Raw genomic sequence first — 1235 nt, 5'->3', positions numbered from 1 at the left:
CTACACCCTTACCCCGGGACAACCACCGCCCGGGATGGACTACCTTCCTGCGTCACCCCATCACTCACCTACTAACCGCTTGGTCCGGCGGCTCCACCACTTTCCATTCCCCGAAGGGTCCGGAACGGCTTCACGGCCTTAGCATCACGATGCTCGATGTTTGACGCTTCACAGCGGGTACCGGAATATCAACCGGTTATCCATCGACTACGCCTGTCGGCCTCGCCTTAGGTCCCGACTTACCCTGGGCAGATCAGCTTGACCCAGGAACCCTTAGTCAATCGGCGCAAACGTTTCTCACGTTTGTATCGCTACTCATGCCTGCATTCTCACTCGTGAACCGTCCACAACTCGCTTCCGCGGCTGCTTCACCCGGCACACGACGCTCCCCTACCCATCACAGTCTCCGTTGGGAGTATGTACTGCAATGACACGACTTCGGCGGTACGCTTGAGCCCCGCTACATTGTCGGCGCGGAATCACTAGACCAGTGAGCTATTACGCACTCTTTCAAGGGTGGCTGCTTCTAAGCCAACCTCCTGGTTGTCTGTGCGACTCCACATCCTTTCCCACTTAGCGTACGCTTAGGGGCCTTAGTCGATGCTCTGGGCTGTTTCCCTCTCGACCATGGAGCTTATCCCCCACAGTCTCACTGCCGCGCTCTCACTTACCGGCATTCGGAGTTTGGCTAAGGTCAGTAACCCGGTAGGGCCCATCGCCTATCCAGTGCTCTACCTCCGGCAAGAAACACACGACGCTGCACCTAAATGCATTTCGGGGAGAACCAGCTATCACGGAGTTTGATTGGCCTTTCACCCCTAACCACAGGTCATCCCCCAGGTTTTCAACCCTGGTGGGTTCGGTCCTCCACGAAGTCTTACCTCCGCTTCAACCTGCCCATGGCTAGATCACTCCGCTTCGGGTCTTGAGCATGCTACTGAAACGCCCTGTTCGGACTCGCTTTCGCTACGGCTTCCCCACCCGGGTTAACCTCGCAACACACCGCAAACTCGCAGGCTCATTCTTCAAAAGGCACGCAGTCACGACGCATTGAGTAAACTCAATGCGCGACGCTCCCACGGCTTGTAGGCACACGGTTTCAGGTACTATTTCACTCCGCTCCCGCGGTACTTTTCACCATTCCCTCACGGTACTATCCGCTATCGGTCACCAGGGAATATTTAGGCTTAACGGGTGGTCCCGCCAGATTCACACGGGATTTCTCGGGCCCCGTG

General features: G+C 56.8%; 1 other annotated feature (running past one end of the window).

Annotated elements, in window-relative coordinates:
* Positions 1-1235 (bottom strand) — a sequence feature (mutual gap in cmsearch alignment for this rRNA model is longer than 100); it runs 188 nt beyond the window's last position.

Origin of the sequence: Streptomyces sp. NPDC091279 (genome assembly GCF_044757465.1) — a bacterium.
In the GTDB taxonomy this organism is placed as follows: domain Bacteria; phylum Actinomycetota; class Actinomycetes; order Streptomycetales; family Streptomycetaceae; genus Streptomyces.
This window is presented reverse-complemented; position numbering and strand designations above follow the sequence as displayed.